General features: G+C 57.6%; 16 protein-coding genes. 11 read left to right on the top strand and 5 right to left on the bottom strand.

What is annotated here, in order from left to right:
- Nucleotides 1-4: 4 nt before the first annotated feature.
- From pcaF to AC07P1_RS20315, 5 genes are all read left to right on the top strand, one after another.
- A complete protein-coding gene (gene pcaF / locus AC07P1_RS20335; protein WP_494697519.1) occupies nucleotides 5-1,207 on the top strand; it encodes a 3-oxoadipyl-CoA thiolase in 1,203 nt (400 codons plus the stop codon).
- 109 nt (nucleotides 1,208-1,316) lie between these two features.
- Nucleotides 1,317-2,183, top strand: coding sequence for a branched-chain amino acid ABC transporter permease (locus AC07P1_RS20330; RefSeq protein ID WP_315219626.1), 867 nt, complete (start codon nucleotides 1,317-1,319; stop codon nucleotides 2,181-2,183).
- A gap of 50 nt (nucleotides 2,184-2,233) precedes the next feature.
- Entirely contained in the window at nucleotides 2,234-3,226 is a 993-nt protein-coding gene (locus AC07P1_RS20325; protein ID WP_494697518.1) for a branched-chain amino acid ABC transporter permease, read from the top strand.
- Nucleotides 3,223-3,981, top strand: coding sequence for an ABC transporter ATP-binding protein (locus AC07P1_RS20320; RefSeq protein WP_494697517.1), 759 nt, complete (start codon nucleotides 3,223-3,225; stop codon nucleotides 3,979-3,981). Before AC07P1_RS20325 ends, AC07P1_RS20320 begins: the two co-directional genes overlap by 4 nt.
- Nucleotides 3,974-4,675: an ABC transporter ATP-binding protein gene (locus tag AC07P1_RS20315; protein WP_494697516.1), complete on the top strand. Its 702-nt coding sequence runs from the start codon at nucleotides 3,974-3,976 to the stop codon at nucleotides 4,673-4,675. The genes AC07P1_RS20320 and AC07P1_RS20315 overlap by 8 nt, the downstream gene beginning before the upstream one ends.
- A gap of 58 nt (nucleotides 4,676-4,733) precedes the next feature.
- Here AC07P1_RS20315 and AC07P1_RS20310 read toward each other — a convergent pair whose 3' ends face one another.
- The 4 genes from AC07P1_RS20310 to AC07P1_RS20295 all read right to left on the bottom strand — a co-directional run bounded on the left by AC07P1_RS20310 (nucleotide 4,734) and on the right by AC07P1_RS20295 (nucleotide 8,458).
- The gene (locus tag AC07P1_RS20310; protein WP_494697515.1) at nucleotides 4,734-5,195 is read right to left on the bottom strand and encodes a cache domain-containing protein; all 462 of its coding nucleotides are present in this window, start codon (nucleotides 5,193-5,195) and stop codon (nucleotides 4,734-4,736) included.
- A 92-nt stretch (nucleotides 5,196-5,287) separates the two neighbouring features.
- Complete coding sequence (locus AC07P1_RS20305; protein WP_494697514.1) at nucleotides 5,288-6,232, bottom strand: PDR/VanB family oxidoreductase; 945 nt, start codon at nucleotides 6,230-6,232, stop codon at nucleotides 5,288-5,290.
- A gap of 5 nt (nucleotides 6,233-6,237) precedes the next feature.
- On the bottom strand, nucleotides 6,238-7,257 hold the full coding sequence (locus AC07P1_RS20300) for a Rieske 2Fe-2S domain-containing protein (RefSeq protein ID WP_494697513.1): 1,020 nt from the start codon (nucleotides 7,255-7,257) through the stop codon (nucleotides 6,238-6,240).
- A gap of 22 nt (nucleotides 7,258-7,279) precedes the next feature.
- A complete protein-coding gene (locus tag AC07P1_RS20295) occupies nucleotides 7,280-8,458 on the bottom strand; it encodes an ABC transporter substrate-binding protein (RefSeq protein ID WP_494697512.1) in 1,179 nt (392 codons plus the stop codon).
- Nucleotides 8,459-8,586: 128 nt separating this feature from the next.
- Here AC07P1_RS20295 and AC07P1_RS20290 point away from each other — a divergent pair, with 128 nt between their 5' ends.
- The 3 genes from AC07P1_RS20290 to AC07P1_RS20280 all read left to right on the top strand — a co-directional run bounded on the left by AC07P1_RS20290 (nucleotide 8,587) and on the right by AC07P1_RS20280 (nucleotide 12,902).
- Entirely contained in the window at nucleotides 8,587-9,486 is a 900-nt protein-coding gene (locus tag AC07P1_RS20290) for a LysR family transcriptional regulator (protein WP_494697511.1), read from the top strand.
- A 527-nt stretch (nucleotides 9,487-10,013) separates the two neighbouring features.
- Nucleotides 10,014-11,786, top strand: coding sequence for a GmrSD restriction endonuclease domain-containing protein (locus AC07P1_RS20285; RefSeq protein WP_494697510.1), 1,773 nt, complete (start codon nucleotides 10,014-10,016; stop codon nucleotides 11,784-11,786).
- 168 nt (nucleotides 11,787-11,954) lie between these two features.
- The gene (locus tag AC07P1_RS20280; protein WP_494697509.1) at nucleotides 11,955-12,902 is read left to right on the top strand and encodes a hypothetical protein; all 948 of its coding nucleotides are present in this window, start codon (nucleotides 11,955-11,957) and stop codon (nucleotides 12,900-12,902) included.
- Between the two features lie 302 nt (nucleotides 12,903-13,204).
- On the opposite strand, the gene AC07P1_RS20275 is transcribed toward AC07P1_RS20280, so the two are convergent.
- Nucleotides 13,205-13,723 carry a MarR family winged helix-turn-helix transcriptional regulator gene (locus AC07P1_RS20275; RefSeq protein ID WP_494697508.1) on the bottom strand — a complete coding sequence of 173 codons (519 nt, stop codon included), beginning with the start codon at nucleotides 13,721-13,723 and terminating at the stop codon, nucleotides 13,205-13,207.
- Between the two features lie 131 nt (nucleotides 13,724-13,854).
- Between AC07P1_RS20275 and AC07P1_RS20270 the strand changes: the two genes are divergently transcribed.
- From AC07P1_RS20270 to AC07P1_RS20260, 3 genes are read left to right on the top strand one after another with little or no spacing between them, the layout of a single operon-like run.
- The gene (locus tag AC07P1_RS20270) at nucleotides 13,855-14,907 is read left to right on the top strand and encodes an aromatic ring-hydroxylating dioxygenase subunit alpha (RefSeq protein ID WP_494697507.1); all 1,053 of its coding nucleotides are present in this window, start codon (nucleotides 13,855-13,857) and stop codon (nucleotides 14,905-14,907) included.
- Nucleotides 14,904-15,866: a PDR/VanB family oxidoreductase gene (locus AC07P1_RS20265; protein WP_494697506.1), complete on the top strand. Its 963-nt coding sequence runs from the start codon at nucleotides 14,904-14,906 to the stop codon at nucleotides 15,864-15,866. The genes AC07P1_RS20270 and AC07P1_RS20265 overlap by 4 nt, the downstream gene beginning before the upstream one ends.
- A 19-nt stretch (nucleotides 15,867-15,885) precedes the next feature.
- Nucleotides 15,886-17,070 carry an ABC transporter substrate-binding protein gene (locus AC07P1_RS20260; RefSeq protein ID WP_315217156.1) on the top strand — a complete coding sequence of 395 codons (1,185 nt, stop codon included), beginning with the start codon at nucleotides 15,886-15,888 and terminating at the stop codon, nucleotides 17,068-17,070.
- Nucleotides 17,071-17,087 lie beyond the last annotated feature (17 nt).

Here is a 17,087-nt window from a genome sequence, read left to right as displayed (position 1 = left end):
AAACATGAACGAAGCATATATCTGCGACGCGATCCGCACCCCGATCGGCCGTTACGGCGGCGCGCTGAAGGACGTGCGTGCCGACGACCTGGGCGCGGTGCCGCTGCGCGAACTGATGAAGCGCAATCCAGGCGTCCAATGGGACCAGGTGGACGATGTGATCTACGGCTGCGCCAACCAGGCGGGCGAGGATAACCGCAACGTCGCGCGCATGTCGGCGCTGCTGGCCGGACTGCCGGAGCAGGTGCCCGGCACCACCTTGAACCGTCTTTGCGGCTCCGGCATGGATGCCGTGGGCACTGCGGCGCGCGCGATCCAGGCCGGCGACGCCTGCCTGATGATCGCGGGCGGCGTCGAATCGATGACGCGCGCGCCTTTCGTGATGGGCAAGGCCGATTCGGCCTTCTCGCGCAGCGCCTCGCTGCAGGATACGACAATGGGCTGGCGTTTCGTCAACAAGAAGATGAAGGAAGCCTACGGCACCGACACGATGCCGGAGACGGCGGAAAACGTCGCCCAGGATTTCAGCGTCAGCCGCCTGGACCAGGATGCGTTCGCGTTGGCGAGCCAGGAGCGGGCCGCGGCGGCGATCGCCGCAGGCGTTTTCGAACGCGAGATCGTGCCGGTGTCGATCCCGCAGAAGAAAGGCGACCCTGTCGTCTTCGCGCAGGACGAGCATCCGCGCGCGACGAGCATGGAGGCGCTGGCCAAGCTGAAAGGCGTCGTGCGTCCCGAAGGCAGCGTCACCGCCGGTAACGCCTCCGGCATCAACGACGGCGCCTGCGCGCTGCTGATCGCCAGTGGCGACGCCATGCAAAAGCACGGCCTCAAGCCGCTCGCGCGCATCGTCGGCATGGCCACGGCGGGCGTGGCGCCGCGCGTGATGGGCATCGGTCCGGTGCCGGCGGTGCAAAAGCTGCTGCGCCAGACCGGGTTGACGCTGGAGCAGATGGACCTGATCGAATTGAACGAAGCATTCGCCGCGCAAGGCCTGGCCGTGCTGCGCGAACTGGGTCTGAGCGCCGACGATCCACGCGTTAATCCCAACGGCGGCGCGATCGCCCTGGGCCATCCGCTGGGCATGAGCGGCGCGCGCCTGGTCACCACCGCCACCTATCAGCTGCAGCGTACGGGCGGGCGCTATGCGCTGTGCACCATGTGCATCGGCGTGGGGCAGGGCATCGCGATGATCATCGAAAGGGTGTAAAGCCGCGTTGATTTACGCTGTGATTTAATGCAGTTCCAAGTGCAGGAGACAAAATGAACAAGCAAAAAAACGGCGCCAACGAGCGCCTTGCGTATCGACGGAGGCAGCCATGCTAGGAAATCTCGCCGGCGTGCTGTTTGACGGCATCGCCTATGGCAGCCTCCTTTTCCTCATCAGCGTCGGCCTGTCGGTCACGATGGGGATGATGAACTTTATTAACCTGGCCCACGGCGCTTTCGCGATGTTGGGCGGGTATGTCAGCGTGATGCTGCTGTCACGCCTTGGCGTGCCGTTCCTGGCGTCGCTGCCGCTGGCGTTCATCGCCTCCGCCTTGGTGGGGCTGGTGCTGGAGCGGACGCTGTATCGCCGCCTGTATAAGGCCAGCCACCTCGATCAGGTGCTGTTCTCCATCGGCCTGACCTTCATGTCCGTGGCCGCAGCCACCTTCTTCTTTGGACCGACGCAGCAGCCGGTCACGCTGCCGGCCTGGCTGCATGGACAGGTATCGCTGTTTGGCCTCGATGTCGGCGCCTACCGGCTGTTCCTGATCGGTATCGTGGTATTGATCACCATCGCGCTTGGACTGCTGATCGAGCGCACCCGCTTCGGCGCGCAGATCCGCGCTTCGGTCGACAATCAAACCGCGTCCGCAGGCCTAGGCATCAACGTCAGCCTGGTGTTCAGCCTGACCTTCGCGCTGGGTTCCGGCTTGGCCGGCCTTGGTGGCGGCCTTGGCATCGACGTGCTGGGCCTCGATCCGACCTTCCCGATCAAATACATGGTCTACTTCCTGCTTGTCGTGGCGGTGGGTGGCGCCGGAACCATCAAGGGACCGCTGCTGGCCGCGCTGATACTGGGCGTGTTCGACGTCGCCGGCAAATACTACGTGCCTGAAATCGGTGCCTTCGTCATCTATGCGCTGATGGTTGTGCTGCTGATCGTCTTCCCGGCTGGCCTGGTGCGGAGGAAAGCATGAACGCCTTTACCGAAACCGCAGTTAAACCTGTTCCAGTCGCAAAGACCGTCATGACGCCACTACAGAAACGCCAACTGAACCTGCCGAACGATCGCTGGAAGCCGCTGGAAATCGTCTTCTGGCTGATGCCGGTTGCCGCGTACTTCTTCTTCCCCGGCTATCTGGTGCTGATTAGCCAGATCATGATCATCGGCTTGTTCGCGTTGTCGCTGGATCTGATCCTGGGCTACGCCGGCATCGTCTCGCTGGGACATGCCGCCTTCTTCGGCCTGGGCGCCTACACCGCCGGTTTGCTGGCGGTGCATGGCTGGGGCGAGCCGCTGAGCGGCCTGTTGGCCGGCGCGGTGGTGGCGGGCGTGTTCGGCTTCGTCACATCGTTCCTGGTCGTACGCGGCCAGGACTTGACGCGATTGATGGTCACCATGGGCATCTGCCTGATGCTGCACGAAGCGGCCAACAAGGCGTCCTTCATCACCGGTGGTGTCGATGGCTTGTCAGGCATGATGGTGGGTAAGCTGTTCGGCGTGTTCGAATTCGACTTGAACGGAACGGTGGCCTTCTGGTACAGCTTTGCCGTGCTGTTCATCCTGTTCGTGGTGCTGCGCCGCGTGGTCAAGTCGCCGTTCGGTCTGAGCCTGATCGGCATCCGCGAAGGTGTGCGCCGCATGCCTTCGCTGGGCGTCAACGTCAATCGCCGCCTGATCGCCATCTTCACCGCTGCCGCTGCCATCGCCGGCGTGGCCGGTGCGCTGCTGGCGCAGACGACGCAGTTTGTCGGACTCGATGCGCTGGGCTTCCCGCGCTCGGCCGAACTGCTGATCATGCTGGTGCTGGGCGGGACCGGGCGCCTGTACGGTGCGCTGATCGGCGCCGCCGTGTTCATGGTGGCGCAGGACTATATCGCTGGCCTGAATCCGGCCTACTGGCAGTTCTATATCGGCCTGCTGCTTGTGCTGATCGTGCTGTTCGCGCGCGGCGGCATCCTGGGTGGCCTGGAGAAGATCGCCCAGCGTTTCAAACCATCCCGTAAGGAGCAGGCATGAGCCAGGACACCACACTGCGCACCGAAGGCCTGAGCAAGCGCTGGGGCGGATTCGTCGCCAACAGCGATGTGACCCTGACCTTCGAACCAGGCGCGCGCCACGCGCTGATCGGCCCTAACGGCGCCGGGAAAACCACCTTCATCAATCTGCTGACGGGCGGCTTCTTGCCCAGCAGCGGCAAGGTCTATCTGGGCGGCGAGGACATCACCAATCTGCCGCAGCACGAGCGGGTACATCGCGGCATGACGCGCACCTTCCAGCTCAACACCTTGTTCGCGGGGATGACGGTGCTGGAATCGGTGGCGCTGGCCATCAGCGAGCGTCGCGGCTTGCAGTCGGTCTGGTACAAGACGGTGGAAAACCATCCGGACGTTATCGACGAGGCGATGGAGCTGCTGGCCACCTTGAAGCTGACCGACCAGGCTAACAGCATCACCCGCAGCATGGCCTACGGTAAGCAGCGGCTGGTGGAGATAGCGCTTGCGCTGGCGACCAAGCCGCGCATCCTGCTGCTGGACGAACCTGCGGCCGGCATCCCTTCGGCCGAAAGCAAGGAGCTGTTCGAAGTGCTCACGCAACTGCCGCGCGATGTGACGGTGCTCTTTATCGAACATGATATGGGGCTGGTGTTCCGCTTCGCCGACCGCATCACCGTGATGGTGGGCGGGAAGGTGCTGACCGAAGGCACGCCGGAGGAAATCGCGGCGGACCCGCGAGTGAAGGAAGTGTATCTGGGGGAGGCCGAACATGCGTGAGTTACTGGCGCTCGATAAAGTCACCGCCGGCTATGGCGAGTCTATCGTGCTGGAAGATGTGTCGTTTACGATGAATGAAGGCGACAGCCTGGCGCTGTTGGGCCGCAATGGCGTGGGTAAAACCAGCCTGCTGGTGACGTTGATGGGATTGACACGGCTGCACGGCGGCGGCATCCGCTGGGACGGCAACGACATCGCGCGCATGCCGACGCACAAGCGCTCGCGCTCGGGCCTGGGCTGGGTGCCGCAGGAACGCCATATGTTCCCGTCGCTGACGGTGGAAGAGCACTTGACCGTGGTCGCGCGTCCCGGTCCGTGGAATTTACAGAAGGTGTATCAGATCTTCCCGCGTCTGTTCGAGCGCCGCACCAACATGGGCAACCAGTTGTCCGGCGGCGAGCAGCAGATGGTGGCGATCGCGCGCGCGCTGATGACCAATCCGCGCATCCTGCTGCTCGACGAGCCAATGGAGGGCCTGGCGCCGATCATCGTGCAGGAGCTGGTGCGGGTGATCCGCAAGCTGGTGGAGGAGGAGGGCATGTCGGTGATCGTGGTGGAGCAGCACGCGCGCCTGGCGCTGTCGTTGACCAAGCGCGCCATCGTGCTCGATCGCGGTCGCATCGTCCATGATTCCGACAGCGCCAGCCTGCTGGCCGACGGCGACAAGCTTGATAAGCTGGTGTCGGTGGCCTAATTTTTGGCTTACAGACGAGATTTACAGGCGCGCCATCGCGGCGCGCCTTTTTTATTCTTTATTTTTTGTAGATGCCGACGCCGACGGTGTACTTGCCGGCCGCCAGTCGGATGTAAGAGGTCTTCGGTTCCAGCGCCTTGGTCACCGGATTGACCCAGGTGTAATCGACCCAGCCTGGCTTGTTCGACATCGCGACGTCCAGCATATCCTTGGTGAAGCGCTTGCCGTTGGCGTCCTTCAGTTCCGACATGTCCTTGCCGTTCATTTTTGGATTGGCCGCGTGGCAGGTCATCTTCATTTTCTCGTCCTGGACGAAGACGTACAACTCGCCCAGGATGTAGCCTCCCTTGGGATCGGCGAAGTCCTTGCAGGCATCTTCCGCGCCCTTTTTCTCGATGTTTGCGACGGCCTTGTCGACCAGTGCAATGACTTCCGCCTTGGATGCGTTCTGCGCGAACGCCGGCAGCGCGGCGGCCAGCATGATGGCCGCCAGCGAAGGGACGAGGGTGGATGATTTCATGTTATCTCCTGTCTTGTTATGGATTGTTTTCCGGTGTTCCGGTACAAACCATGTTAGCGCAACAGGTGTTTGCTTGACAGGAGGAAATGCGATTAGAGGTCGAGATACAACACTGGCGTAAGTGATCGGGAAACGCACGGCATGAAGCAGGCATTGGCCTGCTTTTCCGCGTCGCTCAACACCGAGTCGAGATGTTCGGGCCGGCCGTCCAGTACAACCGTGCGGCAGGTGCCGCAGACGCCGACTTCGCACGAGCAGTCAATCGTGATGCCGGCGTCGTGCAGGCATGCGAGCGCACTGCTACCGGCGGGGACATCGACGTCGCGCCCGGAGCGCACCAGCCGCAGGGTGAACGGTGCCTCTCCCGCAGCCGGCGATGGAGCGCCGAACGATTCCTTGTGTACCGAACTGGCGCCGAAGCGCGCCGTGCCCAAAGCGATGACGGCGTCCATGAACGCCGCCGGGCCGCAGGTGTAGACCGTGGTTTCCGATGCAGGTGCGGCATACATCATGGCCTCGATCCGTGCGGCGTTCTCTTGCGGCGTCAGGCCTGCGAGCACGACGACGTGGCCGGCCAGTGGGCCGTTCTCCAACTCATCCATGAAGGCAATCGCGTCTTCGCCGCGAACGAAGTACGCTAGCTGGAAAGGCTGGCCGGCGCGCTGCAACGCGTAAGTCATCGACAGCAGCGGCGTGACGCCGATGCCGCCGGCGAACAGCAGGTGCATGCCTGTCGACGGCCGCAGCGAGAAGGCATTGCGCGGCTGGCCTAGCGTCAGGGTGCTGCCTTCCGCAGCCTCCTGATGCAACCACTCGGAGCCGCCGCGCGAGTTCGGATCGCGCCTGACTGCGATTCGGTAGCTATCGCTTGAAGGCTGGCGGCAGCATAGCGAGTATTGCCGTGTCAGGCCATTGCCAAGGGTGACGTCGATATGTGCCCCAGCTTCGTATGGCGGGAGCGTTGAGCCGTCGGCGGCGCGCAGTTTGAAGATGCGGACGTCCCCGCAGTCCTCGATTGAAGTGATGATCGCTTCCATCCCTGTCACGCCTGCTCGGCGATGTGCTGCGCGATGATGCGGCGGGCGCGATTGGCACCGGCGTCGACATGGATGTCCATCATCGGAGCGCCGGAGAACTGCAGCATGTTGCGGTACTGCGCCTCGATGATCACACGGTCCTCCTCGAAGGTTTGTTCGGTCTGGCGGTAGACCAGTTCCGCGTTGTCCGGCTGGTCCGGATGGGCGGAACTGGCCATGGTCCAGAAGTAGTGCGAGGTGGTATCTGTCTCCGGCGTGATGCCGTGAAAGCCGCGCATATGGAAACCGCCGCGCAATGGATTGTCGAGCGGTTCGGCGCCGGCGTCGACGGCGCCGGTGAAGATGTGCAAATGGCTGCCTTTGAAGTCGATTTCCTGCCAGCGGTCGATCGCGCCCTTGAATGGCCAGGCGGCGGAGTAGGTGGCCGGCGGCTGCGAGCCTTTCATCCATCGCACCACGCGCACGTTGTCGCCCTCGGAAGTCACCGTGGTGGGAGCCTCCATGTGGGTGCGGGCGTTGCCGCCGATGGTTTTGCCGTGCACGTAGCCGACGTGGCTGAGGTCCAGCAGGTTGTCGTGGATCAGCTGATACGGCGCCTGATAGTGGAAGGCGCCGCCCTTGTAGCGGTAGTGCGGATCGTCGTGGGCCGGCACCTCGGGTGGAGGGCCGGACGGCTGGCTGTCCGCATCGGCGCCGAACCAGATCCAGATCACCTGGTTGCGTACCGCCGACGTATAGGCCTTGACCTTGGCCTTGCCGGGGATTTTCACCTGGCCCGGAATCTCGATGCATACGCCGCTCGGGGCATACAGCAGGCCGTGGTAGCCGCAGCGGATGCCGCCGCCATCGATGGAACCGCAGGAAAGCGGCACGCTGCGGTGGCAGCAGCGATCCTCCAACGCGGCGATCTCGCCGGCGGCGGTGCGGAACAAAACGATGGGTTGATTGAGCAGCGTGCGCGCCAGCGGTTTGTCTTGCAACTCCCACGCGAAGCCCGCGACATACCATTGATTCAGAGGGAACATGACTTTACTCCTGTGGATTGATTTAGTTGGGTTTGGCGGGATCGCGCACGCCGTCGTAGCGGTCTATCTCGGTGGCGCCGTAGCGGCCATCGGCCAGTTTGTCGATGCGGCGGATGTAGATGGTCTGGACGATGTCGTTGGTCTTGTCGTCGATGCCGACCGTACCTCGCGGACTGGCGGCCTTGTAGCCTTTTAGCGCGGCCATGAAAGTGGGGCCGTCGGCGTTGCCTTTGGTGCGGGTCAGGGTGGCGGCGATCAAGGCCATGCCGTCATAGGCGGATGCTGCCTGGAAGTTGGACTTGAAACGGCCGTTGACGGTTTTGGCGAATGCCGCTGTGAAGGCGGCGTTCTCCGCGCCGGGGCGGAACGACGAGTAGAAACCGGCGGTGTAGATACCGTTCATCGCCTCGCCGGCGGCGTTCAAGACATCTTCATCGGCCCAGCCTTCGCCGCCAAGGAAGCGGATGCCGGCTTTATCCAGCCCTTTCTCCTTGTAAGCCTTCATGAACGAGACCATGGGCTGGCCGTTGGGTAGGAAGACGTGGATGGCGTCCGGCTTGGCATCCTTGATGCGCTGCAGGTAGGCGCTGAAGTCGATTGTGGTCAGCGGCACTTTGACGCTGTCGACGATGGCTCCACCCAGCGCGGTAAAGCTGCTGGTGAACCAGGTGTGCGCGTCATGCCCCGGCGCGTAGTCCGCGACGATGGAGAACACGCGGCGCGAGCCGGTCTTGTAGGCCCATTCGGCCAGCGGCTTGACCGACTGCGCGATGGTGTAGGAGGTGCGCGTGATGTACGGCGATCGGGTGGTGATCGTCGACGCCGCAGCATTCATGACCACCATTGGTTTCTTTGCGCGGTCCGCCACGGCGGCCGCCGACATGGCGTTGGGCGTGAAAACGAAACCTGCGAGGATGTCGATTTTGTCGCGGCTGATTAATTCGGTCGCCAGGCGCTTGGCGACATCGGCCTGGGCGCCCGTATCGTCCTTGTAAATGACTTCCAGCTTCCTGCCGGCGACGGTGTCGCCGTTCATGCGCAGCCAGGTATCGATACCGGCCTTCATTTGCTCGCCGCTAGGCGCTGCCACACCGCTTAGGGAGGTGATGACGCCGATGCGCACCGGCTGCGTTTCCTCCGCGTGACCGTGTAAAGAGATGGATAGCAGGGCGCCCGCCAGCGTAAGTGGAATGCGATACATGGTTGTCTCCGTTGTGGTTGTTTTACAGCTTTGTTGTGAGGCTATGATCACGCAAGTAGCCGTATTTGAAAATAGAATTTACTGCATAATGTTTATGCGATTTTCAAATTGAGGTGGGAGACAAAAACATGGCGACATTCGATCTGAACCTGTTGCCGGTGGCGCTGGCCATCCATGAGGAGCGCAGTGTCAGCGGCGCCGCGCGCAAGTTGGGTATGAGCCAGCCGGCGGTCAGCGTGGCGCTGAATAAATTGCGCAAGGCCCTCGGCGATCCTCTTTTCATTCGCACGGCGCACGGGATGGAGCCGACGCCGCGCGCGCTGGCTCTGGTCAGTCCCACCCGGGATATCTTGCAGCGGCTGGAGACCGGGGTGCTGGCCAGCGTGCAGTTCGATCCCGCCACCACCGAGCGCAAATTCACGGTGGCGCTGTCGGATATCGGCGAGATGACTTTTTTACCGAGGTTGCTCGACCGCTTAAGGCGGGACGCGCCGGGCGCCAGCATCTGTTCCGTGACGATGCCGCCGCGCGAGCTGGCGCTGGCGCTGGAGCAGGGCGATGTCGATCTGGCGGTCGGCTATTTTCCGGATCTGAAGAACCGCAATTTTTTCCAACAGCGTTTGTTCTCGCACTCCTTCGTTTGCCTGCTCAGCTCCGTGCATCATCAGCGCCGCCGGACGCTGAGCATGAAGCAGTTCCTGGAGATGGGCCACGCGGTGATACGCGCCGAAGGCCGCAGCCAGGAACTGTTCGAGCAGTTCCTGATACGCAGGCGGATACGTCGCCGCGTGGTGCTGGAGACGCCGCACTTCATGTCGATTCCGTTTTTGATCTCGGCCGGCGACCTGGTGGCGACCGTGCCGCGCGCGGTGGGGGAGAGCTTTGCGCAGTTCGCGGCGATCAAGCTGATGGAGCCGCCGATGGAGATACCGCGATTCGATCTGAAGCAGTATTGGCACCGCAAGTTCGCCAAGGACGGCGCCAACGCGTGGCTGCGTTCAGTGATCGTCGAGCTGTTTGCGGACTAATTGTGGTGGCTGGCGTTTCAACAAGGCTATCGAGCGGTCGCGATTGCGCCCTAGCACAAAATGCGTATTGACCTGCTGAGTACTCAAACGGAATTGTGTTAGTAAGAAGATAACGATTATTGTTGGTGACACGTCCAAGGATCACGGAATACTTCTGGCGTCGTGACAATGTGTGAGATTTCCTCATGGGAAAATCGTTATTCTTGTAGCTACTTACGATTGAATCCGCAATCCTAGTACTTATTGCAGAATTTCTAAGGCAAGTATCTGTGTATCGTGCACTCGCTATGGAGGTCATCAGATAATTTGTGGATCGTTTAAGTCCTTCATACACTCTGGTTTGTGATCTCAAATGAACTACAACTCGGCGTTGAAATTTAAAAATTGTCATACGGATCGTGATTTTTCGTATTGTATTCTCGTTATTTAGAAGATGATGATAGAACCCTCCTATTAATGAAGAGTGGAAAAAATGACGATAAGAAATAACTGAGTTCTACGCTTGTTATTAATATAAGGGAATTATAATGTCTGACATGGCCGCACAACCAACACCAATTCAAGCAATTTACGCTTGGTATAATAACGACCAGCTTTTTGTAAATCGGCGGTATCAGCGCAAGCTAGTGTGGACTCTAGAAGAAAAACAAAAATTGATTGATTCCATTTTAAAAAAATATCCCATTCCTGCAATTCTTATTGCTGAAACCCAAGATAAATCCGGGAAATTTGAGATTATTGATGGGCTGCAACGCTTGCACGCTATCGTCTCATTTATAGAACATGGCTTCCCAACGGCAGAGGAAAAATATTTTAATTTAAAACTATTCCCTACGGCAAAGAGTCGCGCGACGAATGGTGATTTTAAAGAAATAAAAGGCGCAAAATACTTGCACTCTAAAGAGGTGAGTATTTTACTCGATTACGTTATGGCCTTGTCCGTAATGCGCAATGCTTCAGACAATGAGATCAACGATGTTTTCGATCGCATTAATACTTACGGCCATCGATTAAGTGATCAAGAGCGGCGGCAGTCTGGAATTCAGAATGATTTTTCCAATATGGTCCGTAAGATTGCCTGCACAATTCGCGGAGACGAATCGAAAGAGATTCTTCCTTTAAAGTTGATGCCGTCGATTAGTGTAGACCTTCCGAAAACCAAACATGGATACGATATTCAAGCAGACGAAGTATTTTGGGTAAATCAAGGCATATTGAGATCTACTGATTTACGTGATAGTTTGGATGAGCAGTGTATTGCGGACATTACGGCTTGCATTGCTGGTGGCCAGCTGATTGGACGATCGAAAGACGCGTTAGATAACTTGTACGAACCAGAGAGTTTAGAGTCGGATAGAATTGAGAATGCTCTTAAAGTTTATGGGGCGGAGAGTTTAGGAGATGAATTTAAGCTCTGCATTGATGAGATATTAAAGGTATGTCATGTTGGAAAACCTGTAAAGCTGAGAGACCTAGTATTCAAAACAAAGAATACCAACCCTTTCCCCGCAATATTTTCCACTGTTGCACTTGCAATGCATGAGTTGATTATCAATGAAAAGAAACAGATTTCCGATTATCCAGGAGTGAAAAAAGCAATAAGTAATATCGGTTCTAAATTAGATAGCGGTCGAAAAGGAACGTCACCAGAAGACCGCCGAAAAAATATTGACCATGTTAAGGGAATTATTGGCCGCTACTTTATAGATGCAAAGCCACGGAAGGCTGTTGGCGGTGGGCATGCAACTAGTGATATTAACGCGACAATTCGACGGTCGGAGCTTGAACTTGCCGATTATGAGCTTAAACAAGGCCTGCTAACTCTTGGCCCGAAACGCGTCATTGATCCGGGGATGATTGATAAACTTATTCATACCATATGCGCAATTGCTAACAACGGCCCAGATCGGAGTGGTAAATTACTCATCGGTGTTTCAAATAAATCTGCTGACACCCAGAAGATTGAAAAAATTGATAAAATAAAATCTATCAAGATTGGTGCTCGGGATGTGGTTGGCGTAGTTCGAGAGGCGAAAGTGCTTGGGATCTCTCCAGAGGAATATTTGTCAAAAATAAAAAATGGCATTAAAGCGTCGTTACTGTCAGAAAAGCTTAAGGCCTCGGTGTTGTCCCACATCGATTACAACTCCTATTCTGGTTTAGGAGTTATAGTCATAATTATCCCACCCCAGAAAGATCTTTCGTTTGTGGGGGAGGAACTTTATTGGAGAAATAGCGATTCAACCGAGCACGTGAAGGGTTCAAAGATGGTAGCAACAATTGCTCAGAGATTTAAATGAAACGTCATTAAAAAAAATCCGCGAATTTGTGGAAGTGCACTTCGTCACTTGTGCTGACGAGGTTAAAAAAATCTGCCTATTTGTGCTGCTGCACGCTTAGATGATTATTTCGGCTCTAAAGTGCTGTGCTGATATAGATATAAATGTAAATATGAAAGAAACGAAGCAGTGATTAAGCTTGAGCCCATATGTTTCTTTATCGACCATCTTGGTTATTCGGAAGTTGTTCGAAAAATTTCTGATGATAAAGTTGCGGAAAAATTTCTCAATAAAATGACAGAAAATGCTGATATATTTAGAGCTACTAACTCCGAGTCGCAAAGAAAAAGTTATAAAGCCATCGGAGAGGAAGGTGGTTTTGATCTATATAAACATTACAATATAGATTATTGCTTCATTTCTGATTCTATTTTTGTTGCGTTTAGCCCGAGAAGTATAAAAAGTATTCCTGAGTCTGTAAGGCTTACTCATTCTGCAAATGCAGTACTTATAGCGGCATTGAGGATAATTGAATACACAACTGCTTGCATAGAAGATGGGTTCTTTGTTCGAGGTGGCGCATCCAATAAATTCTCTAGAACCAATGGTGAAAAATTGGTTGGTGCGGGAGCGATTGAAGCGTATGAACTTGAATCAAAAAATGCGATTTATCCGAGAATAATATTTTCTAACGATATAAAAAATAATTTAAAATTAGTTGAGAAAATTAATTATTTGCAAATTACTATGTATGGAGGGGCAAAAATAGTAGACGAAGACGAGGACGGAATGCTATACATTAATTTCTATAATTATCTACTTGCGCTTTGTAGCAGGAAATCTCAGGCAATCGATGCAGCCGAGGCTAAAGGAAATAGAGTGACAATAATCAACCAAATTTTGTTCTTGCGATATTTGGATCTTGAAGAAAAAAATCTTCGCGCGCAGTTGGCTGAAATAAAAGAAAATTTAGATCGTGGCGAACTTTCTTATATAAAAATATGTAAGAAATATGATTGGATAGTAAAAAAAAGAAATTTAGCGATTGGAGGTGATCCTATTTTTTCGAGGTATTTAATCAAAAATGAGTTCCGAGAAATATTGAAAACGTATAGAACTCCGGGAGTATCAGCCTAATTCCTTGACGGTAAGATCGAAGAATCGGCGTGGATTCCTGACTGCAGCGAATACATGGGCGACTGTCACTTTCTTCCGCATCCCGCAGCCTTATTCCGGCAAGGAAGCTTTTCTGACCTAAATCGTAGATGACGCCACGCCCGAAAAGGCTGTTGAGTATTCCAATCTCGGCAAAAGATAATCTATACAGTTTGCCTGCCAATAACATCAATACTTTGTTCAGCAAAGATCTATAGTCTGACGATGAGGTGGTGGGCAAAAGAGATCATTTAACTATGATGTGGCTCGAGCAAATCGTTCAATTAGCTAGCACCGCGTCCAGGCGCCGCGCCCGCAAATACCGAAGGGCTGGCCGGCGCAGTCAACGGCGCGCGGCTTTGCTCATTGTTTTCCTGTACCAGCTTGGTCAATAACTCCATGAACTTGAGCTGCTCCTCGCTGCTCAGCGGCGCCAGAAGGCGGCGGCGCAGGCGTTGCGCTCCCGGGATCATATCGTCCAGCAGCTGTTGTCCTGCGCGGGTGATGGTCAGCGCGCGCTGGCGGCGGTTGGTCGGAATGACCTTGCGTTCCAGCAGACCTTTTTCCTCCAGCCGCGCGCACACGGTAGCACCGGTGGAGGTGTCGATGCCGCTGCTGGACGACAGCGAGACCTGGTCGATGCCGGGATTGCCGGCCAGGTTGCGCAGCATCGCGTACTGCACCGGCGTCAGTTCGCCGCCCATCTCGTCGTAGAAAATCGACACCGATATCTGCTGCGCGCGGCGCAGCAAGTGCCCGGGATGTTCGTATAAATTGGTCAAAGTGCTTTCGGTTTCTGGCATGGCGTATTCTCTGCTTGTGCGGCGCAATACAAAAAGAATTGGGCCTGGGTGTTTACTTCCGCGTTTTCCGGTCTATACTTTACGATATTCAGTGCACTGAATGTTAAGCTGAAAACCAACAAGGAGACAAGATGTATCCAAAAAACACCTGGTACGTGGCTTGCACGCCCGACGAGATTGAAACCAAACCCTTGGGCCGCCAGATCTGCGGCGAGAAAATCGTTTTCTACCGTGGCGCCGAGGGCAAAGTGGCGGCGGTGGAGGATTTTTGTCCGCATCGCGGCGCGCCGCTGTCGCTGGGCTTCGTGCGCGAGGGGCAGCTGGTGTGCGGCTACCACGGCCTGGAGATGGGCTGCGACGGTAAGGTCATCAGCATGCCCGGCCAGCGTGTGCGCGGCTTCCCCTGCATTCGCAGCTATCCGGTGGAGGAGCGCTATGGCTTCATCTGGGTCTGGACCGGCGACAAGGAACTGGCCGATCCGGCCCTGATCCACCATCTGGAATGGGCGGACAATCCGGAATGGGCTTACGGCGGCGGCTTGTATCACATTCAATGTGAATACCGCCTGATGATCGACAACCTGATGGACCTGACGCACGAGACCTATGTGCACGCGTCGAGCATCGGCCAGAAGGAAATCGACGAGGCGCCGGTCAACACCCGCGTCGAGGGCGAGGAAGTCATCACCAGCCGCTATATGGAAAACATCATGGCGCCGCCGTTCTGGCGCTCGGCCCTGCGCGGCAATGGCCTGGCCGACGACGTGCCGGTCGATCGCTGGCAGGTTTGCCGTTTCACGCCGCCATCGCACGTGATGATCGAGGTGGGCGTGGCACACGCCGGCAATGGCGGCTACGACGCCGATCCGAAGTTCAAGGCGTCCAGCATCGTGGTCGACTTCATCACGCCGGAGACGGAGACGTCGCACTGGTACTTCTGGGGCATGGCGCGCAACTTCAAGCCGGAGGACAAGGAATTGACGGCGACCATACGCGAAGGGCAGGGCAAGATCTTCGCCGAAGACCAGGAAATGCTGGAGCTGCAGCAGCAGAACATCCTGCGCCATCCCGATCGCAAGCTGCTGATGTTGAATATCGACGCCGGTGGCGTGCAGTCGCGCCGTCTTCTGGATCAGTGGATGGAGAAGGAGAACGCGCCACGGAAGCCGGAGCAGGCGGCATGAGCGCCGACTTGCTGAACGTCCGGGTCGAGCGCCGCACCAGCGAAGCGGAGGATATCTGCAGCTATGAGCTGGTCAGCGCGGATGGATTGCCGCTGCCTGCCTTCAGCGCCGGTTCGCACATCGACGTGCATGTGGGGCCGAATCTGGTGCGCCAGTACTCGCTGTGCAATCCGCCGCACGAAACCCACCGCTACCTGATCGGCGTGTTGCGCGATCCGGCATCGCGCGGCGGATCGCAAGGCATGCACGAGAATATCCACGCCGGGGCGGCGCTGACCATCAGCGCGCCGAAAAATCACTTCCCGCTGGTGGAGGCCAGACGCAGCCTGTTGCTGGCTGGCGGCATCGGCGTGACACCCGTGCTGGCGATGGCGGAAGCGTTGTCGGCCCAAGGCGCGGATTTCGAGATGCACTACTGTGCGCGTTCGCCCGAGCGTACGGCCTTCCGCGAGCGCATCGCCGCTTCGCCCTTCGCCGAGCAGGTGTACTTTCACTACGATAGCGGCGCGTCCGAGCAAAAGCTGGATCTGGCCGCGCTGCTGGCAGGATTGGATCGCGACACCCACATCTATTTTTGCGGCCCGGCCGGCTTTATCGACTACGTGAAGGCGACTGCCGCCGCGCAGAAGTGGCCGGAGGCGCAGCTGCACCTTGAGTACTTCGGCGCGGCAGCCGTCGACACCGGTGGCGACCAGGCCTTCGAAGTCAAACTATCGTCCACCGGCGCGAGTTACACTGTTCCCGCCGGCGTCACCGTGATGCAGGTGCTGCGCGACGCCGGCGTGTTTGTGGCGGCTTCCTGCGAGCAGGGCGTGTGCGGCACTTGCCTGACACGCGTGATCGAAGGCGTGCCGGATCATCGCGATTTGTATTTGACCGAAGAAGAACAAGCGGCCAACGACCAGTTCACCCCTTGCTGTTCCCGTTCCAAAAGCCCGACCCTCGTGCTCGACCTATAAAAAACAAGAAGGAGACACCATGTCAGAGAATATCAATACGCATCGCCGTCACATCCTGCTGGGCGCTGCAGCCTTGTCCGCCGGCGTGCTGCCGGCCGTCGCCGCAGCCGCCGAGCCGTTGAAGGTGGGTCTGATCGTGCCCATGTCCGGACCGTTCGCTTCCACCGGCCGCCAGATCGAGGCGGCAGTCAAATTGTTCATGCAGCAGAACGGCGCCACCGTCGCCGGGCGTCAGATCGAAATCATCCTCAAGGACGACGGTGGGGTAGCGCCGGATGTCACCAAGCGACTGGCGCAGGAACTGGTCTCGCGCGACAAGGTGCAGGTGCTGGCCGGCTTCGGCCTGACGCCGCTGGCCTTCGCCGCCGCGCCGGTGGCCACGCAGGCCAAGGTGCCGATGATCGTGATGGCCGCCGCGACGTCGGTCATTCCGCAACGCTCGCCGTACATCGTGCGCACCGGATTCACGCTGGCGCAGGTGACCGCGCCGATGGCGCAATGGGCCGCCAAGAACAAGATGAAGACCGTGGTGACCCTGGTGAGCGACTACGGCCCCGGGCTGGACGCCGAGAAGGTATTCGTCAAGGATTTCAACGAAGGTGGTGGAAAAGTGGTCGAGAGCTTGCGCGCGCCGTTGCGCAATCCTGATTACGCGCCGTTCCTGGCCAAGGTGAAGGATTTGAAACCGGACGCGTTGTTTGTGTTCGTGCCTTCGGGCGAGGGCGCGGCGGTGCTTAAACAGTTCACCGAGCGCGGTTTGGCCGGCGCCGGCATTCGCCTGATCTGCACCGGGGATGTATTGGACGACGACCTGATGGCGAGCATCGGACCTGCCGCCGCAGGTGTGGTCAGCAGCCATCATTATTCGGCCGCGCATCCGTCTGCGGAGAACAAGGCGTATGTCGAGGCGTTCGGCAAGGCGAACAAGGGGATGCGGCCCAACTTCCATTCGGTCGGCGCGTATGACGGCATGCATCTGCTGTATGCGGCGCTCAAGAAGACCGCCGGCGACAGCAACGGCGACAAGCTGTTGGCGGCGATGAAGGGCATGGAGTGGACCAGCGTGCGCGGGCCGGTCAGCATCGATGCCGGCACCCGCGATATTGTGCAAACGGTTTATATCCGCAAGGCGGAGGCCACGGGCGGCTCCTTCTTCAACGTGGAGTTCGACAAGGTCGATAAGGTGCGCGACCCGGGCGTGTGATTTTTGATTCGGCCGCG

Source organism: Duganella sp. GW821-FHT07F09 (assembly GCF_059418705.1).
The sequence above is the reverse complement of the archived record's forward strand: the minus strand, read 5'-3'. Positions and strand labels throughout refer to the sequence as shown.

What these genes read in the sequence shown, in the direction of transcription:
- pcaF (WP_494697519.1), top strand. Translation starts at nt 5, where the DNA reads ATGAACGAAGCATATATCTGCGACGCGATCCGCACCCCGATCGGCCGT.
- AC07P1_RS20330 (WP_315219626.1), top strand. Translation starts at nt 1,317, where the DNA reads ATGCTAGGAAATCTCGCCGGCGTGCTGTTTGACGGCATCGCCTATGGC.
- AC07P1_RS20325 (WP_494697518.1), top strand. Translation starts at nt 2,234, where the DNA reads ATGACGCCACTACAGAAACGCCAACTGAACCTGCCGAACGATCGCTGG.
- AC07P1_RS20320 (WP_494697517.1), top strand. Translation starts at nt 3,223, where the DNA reads ATGAGCCAGGACACCACACTGCGCACCGAAGGCCTGAGCAAGCGCTGG.
- AC07P1_RS20315 (WP_494697516.1), top strand. Translation starts at nt 3,974, where the DNA reads ATGCGTGAGTTACTGGCGCTCGATAAAGTCACCGCCGGCTATGGCGAG.
- AC07P1_RS20310 (WP_494697515.1), bottom strand. Translation starts at nt 5,195, where the DNA reads ATGAAATCATCCACCCTCGTCCCTTCGCTGGCGGCCATCATGCTGGCC.
- AC07P1_RS20305 (WP_494697514.1), bottom strand. Translation starts at nt 6,232, where the DNA reads ATGGAAGCGATCATCACTTCAATCGAGGACTGCGGGGACGTCCGCATC.
- AC07P1_RS20300 (WP_494697513.1), bottom strand. Translation starts at nt 7,257, where the DNA reads ATGTTCCCTCTGAATCAATGGTATGTCGCGGGCTTCGCGTGGGAGTTG.
- AC07P1_RS20295 (WP_494697512.1), bottom strand. Translation starts at nt 8,458, where the DNA reads ATGTATCGCATTCCACTTACGCTGGCGGGCGCCCTGCTATCCATCTCT.
- AC07P1_RS20290 (WP_494697511.1), top strand. Translation starts at nt 8,587, where the DNA reads ATGGCGACATTCGATCTGAACCTGTTGCCGGTGGCGCTGGCCATCCAT.
- AC07P1_RS20285 (WP_494697510.1), top strand. Translation starts at nt 10,014, where the DNA reads ATGTCTGACATGGCCGCACAACCAACACCAATTCAAGCAATTTACGCT.
- AC07P1_RS20275 (WP_494697508.1), bottom strand. Translation starts at nt 13,723, where the DNA reads ATGCCAGAAACCGAAAGCACTTTGACCAATTTATACGAACATCCCGGG.
- AC07P1_RS20270 (WP_494697507.1), top strand. Translation starts at nt 13,855, where the DNA reads ATGTATCCAAAAAACACCTGGTACGTGGCTTGCACGCCCGACGAGATT.
- AC07P1_RS20265 (WP_494697506.1), top strand. Translation starts at nt 14,904, where the DNA reads ATGAGCGCCGACTTGCTGAACGTCCGGGTCGAGCGCCGCACCAGCGAA.
- AC07P1_RS20260 (WP_315217156.1), top strand. Translation starts at nt 15,886, where the DNA reads ATGTCAGAGAATATCAATACGCATCGCCGTCACATCCTGCTGGGCGCT.